The sequence below is a fragment of the Algoriphagus sp. genome, assembly GCF_024642405.1.
Lineage (GTDB): Bacteria > Bacteroidota > Bacteroidia > Cytophagales > Cyclobacteriaceae > Algoriphagus.
This window is the reverse complement of record NZ_JAHEBC010000396.1, coordinates 1-3,377: the sequence shown is the minus strand read 5'-3', so window position 1 is coordinate 3,377 and position 3,377 is coordinate 1. Positions and strand designations below refer to the sequence as shown.

Sequence of the window (3,377 nt, the reverse complement as noted above, 5' to 3'; positions counted from 1 at the left end):
AATTGATTCGCTTTTTTATGGCTCTACCAATAGTGGGATTAATGTTTTTTATGTTCTCTTGTGACTTAACTAATGCACAAGAGGAAATTGAAGGTCCAACACAAATGGGTGAGCAGGCAAAGGCAATAGGTCCTTCAAATATTACTGCAAGAATGGGAGATGAAATTTTTGATGTAGTGGAAGAGCAACCAAATCCTCCAGGAGGGATGCAAGGTTGGAATTCTTATTTAGGTTCTAATTTAACTTATCCTTCTCAGGCAAGGCAGATGGGGATCGAAGGAACAGTTATTGCCGTTTTTGTAATAAATACTGATGGATCCATTTCCGATGTAGATATTTTAAGAGGTATTGGAGGAGGTTGTGATGAAGAGGCTATCCGAGTAATAGAAAATTCACCTACTTGGGAACCAGGACTTCAAAGAGGAAGAGCTGTTAAAACCAGGATGAGAGTGCCAATCCGATTTAAATTGGGTGGATCAGATGCGGAAACGAAACCAACAAGTAATGTTATGATTGAATTTCCTGGGGAAATTGAAATTCCAATATCCAATTGATATTACATAATTGAAAATATTGAACTCAAAATATCTATCTATAAATCTTATGAAAACTTACGCTAAACCAATTATTCTAACTACCCTTACCTTACTCATGTCATTTTACATAGGCGCGGTTGATGTAAATGCACAAACTTCAGAAGGAGTATTGATGGAAATGGAAGTAATGCCTGAATATCCAGGAGGGATGGAGGCTATGTTTAAATACATAGGAGACAATTTGAAATACCCAGCTTCCGCCAAAGAAAAGGGGATCGAAGGTACCGTAGTGGTCAAATTTATAGTAAATAAAGATGGCTCAATTTCGGACACGGAAATTTTAAGAGGAATCGGTGGTGGTTGCGACGAAGAATCTCTTCGGATTGTTAATTCATTTCCTTCATGGAAACCTGGAGAGAATGAGGGTGAAAAAGTAAGAGCCCAAATGCGATTACCCATCCGATACAAGCTTTAGTTGATGGTTTTATATATCTTGAAAAGCCTCTAGAATAATCTAGAGGCTTTTTTATGTTAAAAATTACGAATATGTCGTGATATTACGAATAAATCGTAGGTTTTAGCAAAAGACTTTTTTACCTTTAAATCATGGAAGAATTAACAGCTAATGAAGAGCAGATCATGAGGATCTTTTGGAAGCTGGAAAGAGCGATCGTCCGGGATGTTCTTGATCAGCTGCCTGAGCCAAAACCGCCTTATACTACCTTAGCCTCTTCGGTTAAAGTACTTGAAAAAAAAGGATACTTAGGCCATAAATCTTACGGGAAAACCAACGAGTATTTTATCCTGGTTCAAGAAAACGAATACAGAAAAAAGAGCTTTAATACTTTGATGAAAAACTTCTTTGATGGTTCTGTAGAAAATGTACTTTCCTTTTTGGTGAAGGAAAAGAAAGTATCTGAAAAGGAGTTGGAAGAACTCCAGAAAATGATTGACAATTACGAGAAAAAATAATCGGATGAATTTCTTAATGACATATTTGCTAGAAGGAAGTCTTGGGATCCTACTAGTTGTTTTGTTTTATAAAGTGATGATGGAAGGGCTTACATTTTTCTCTTGGAGCAGGATTACTCTACTTGGTCTTCTAATTGGCGCAGTTTTTTTGCCAATGCTATCTATTGATTTTCAATGGCTCACTGAGAGTTCTTTAAGGCCTGTTAATTCCTCTTTACTGTGGGTGGATGGGCAATTAAGTAATGTGGTGGCAGCGCAGGAATTACAAGCTTTTAATTGGTTTCTTATTCCACTCGCCATTTATGTAATGGGGGTAGTTTACTCACTTTCAAAATTAGCTTTTGGAGTATTTAAAACCTTTAGTTTAATTTCTTCTTCCGAAAGAAAAAGTTTTGAAGGATTTACGATTGTCATTAACAAAAAATTTATTCCGGCCTCATTTTTCAATTATATCCTACTTCCTGATTTTCAAAATAACAGTTCTGAATTAAGCCAGATCATACTCCATGAATCAGTTCATATCCGTAAAGGGCATACTTGGGATGTATTGTTTCTTCAGTTGGTAAAATCAATTTTTTGGTTCAACCCGGCTGTCTATCTTTTAGAAAAACAACTTCGTGAAATCCATGAATTTCAGGCTGATCAAGAAGTTACAAATACCTATTCCCCCATTGTTTATTCCCGTCTTTTGCTTAAACAACTTAGCCAAGATTGTGGACTTCAATTCATGAATAATTTTAATCAATTTCAAACCAAAAAAAGAATCATTATGATGAACAAAACAAAATCAAAGTCAATTCAGAAAAACAAGCTCCTATTCAGTATACCCTTGATGATATTGATGATTGGCCTTTTTTCCTGTAACATGGCAATTTCTCAGGCAGATTTGACTGGAACATGGAAAGGGACTGAATTTAAATTCGATCAAACTGAAGGCCCTGACCTATCGGCAATGATTGAAGGTGGTAGAGCTTTGCATGAAGGAAGTAATTTAGCATTGAATGAGGATGGTACTGTGACAATTTCTTCCGCTCAAGGTGATGTGAATGGATCTGGAACATGGAAGTTTAATGATAATCAACTTATAGTTGATGCAAATGGTGAAGAGACCTATTATGAAATAGTTTCAGTAACTGGAAAAGAATTGGTTACTAAACATGAAGTTGGAATGGATACTCCAATGGGAAAATTGGCAGGGATTATTACCTTGACATATGTAAGATAAAAAATTTTAAAAATATCTACGATTAGTTCGTAGATATTCATGGGACTTCCAACAAAAAAACCACCTTGAATTTCAAGGTGGTTTTTTCACTATTTTTTGAAAATTGTTAATCCATTTTATCTCCAAAGAAAATTGCATTGAAGAAAAGTTTGTTTGTGCCAAACCAAGTTCCTCTGAAGTTTGGAGAGTCATAGAAATTTATTACTCTTCCTCTGCCAACTGGCGAAATAATTAAGCTTGCACTTTGCTTTAATAGCTCAAGATTCGAATCAGAAATATACCCACCTAGCAAAGGATCACTGGTATAGCGAATAGGAGTCAGGTATTTATTTTTGCTGGGTTGTACAAAAATCGAGTTGTTTCTATAGACCGGTAATATTTCTCTTCGGTATCCATATGCGATCGGATGAGTTAAATCTAATTTAGCCATGTAAATACTTCCACCTACTGATTTAGCTCCTTCAAACGCACTCCTGTCTGCAAATGGAAGTTCTTTTGGATCTGTGGTTTCTCCTTTTTCAACCATAGTCTCTGTTATTATTCCCTTTTGGTTTAACCAAAGACTTGCTGATTTCATGGAGATTACTGTACCCCCTCGATTGATCCAATCTTTCAGATGATTGACAACTCCTTCCGAAAACGAA

At 35.9% G+C, this 3,377-nt stretch carries 4 protein-coding genes and 1 pseudogene; 4 read left to right on the top strand and 1 reads right to left on the bottom strand.

Annotated features, from left to right (window positions below; translation table 11 throughout):
- From Q0L68_RS18355 to Q0L68_RS18340, 4 genes are all read left to right on the top strand, one after another.
- On the top strand, nucleotides 1-554 hold a 554-nt coding region (locus Q0L68_RS18355), incomplete at its 5' end, for an energy transducer TonB (protein WP_296705708.1).
- A gap of 49 nt (nucleotides 555-603) precedes the next feature.
- Nucleotides 604-1,011 (top strand): energy transducer TonB, encoded by a 408-nt coding sequence (locus Q0L68_RS18350; protein WP_296705707.1) that lies wholly within the window; start codon nucleotides 604-606, stop codon nucleotides 1,009-1,011.
- A 131-nt stretch (nucleotides 1,012-1,142) separates the two neighbouring features.
- Nucleotides 1,143-1,508: a BlaI/MecI/CopY family transcriptional regulator gene (locus tag Q0L68_RS18345; protein WP_296705706.1), complete on the top strand. Its 366-nt coding sequence runs from the start codon at nucleotides 1,143-1,145 to the stop codon at nucleotides 1,506-1,508.
- A gap of 16 nt (nucleotides 1,509-1,524) precedes the next feature.
- Nucleotides 1,525-2,733 carry a M56 family metallopeptidase gene (locus tag Q0L68_RS18340; RefSeq protein WP_296705705.1) on the top strand — a complete coding sequence of 403 codons (1,209 nt, stop codon included), beginning with the start codon at nucleotides 1,525-1,527 and terminating at the stop codon, nucleotides 2,731-2,733.
- A gap of 106 nt (nucleotides 2,734-2,839) precedes the next feature.
- On the opposite strand, the pseudogene Q0L68_RS18335 reads toward Q0L68_RS18340, so the two are convergent.
- A pseudogene (locus Q0L68_RS18335) lies at nucleotides 2,840-3,377 on the bottom strand (zinc carboxypeptidase); the annotation flags it as partial.

What these genes read in the sequence shown, in the direction of transcription:
- Q0L68_RS18340 (WP_296705705.1), top strand. Translation starts at nt 1,525, where the DNA reads ATGACATATTTGCTAGAAGGAAGTCTTGGGATCCTACTAGTTGTTTTG.
- Q0L68_RS18350 (WP_296705707.1), top strand. Translation starts at nt 604, where the DNA reads ATGAAAACTTACGCTAAACCAATTATTCTAACTACCCTTACCTTACTC.
- Q0L68_RS18345 (WP_296705706.1), top strand. Translation starts at nt 1,143, where the DNA reads ATGGAAGAATTAACAGCTAATGAAGAGCAGATCATGAGGATCTTTTGG.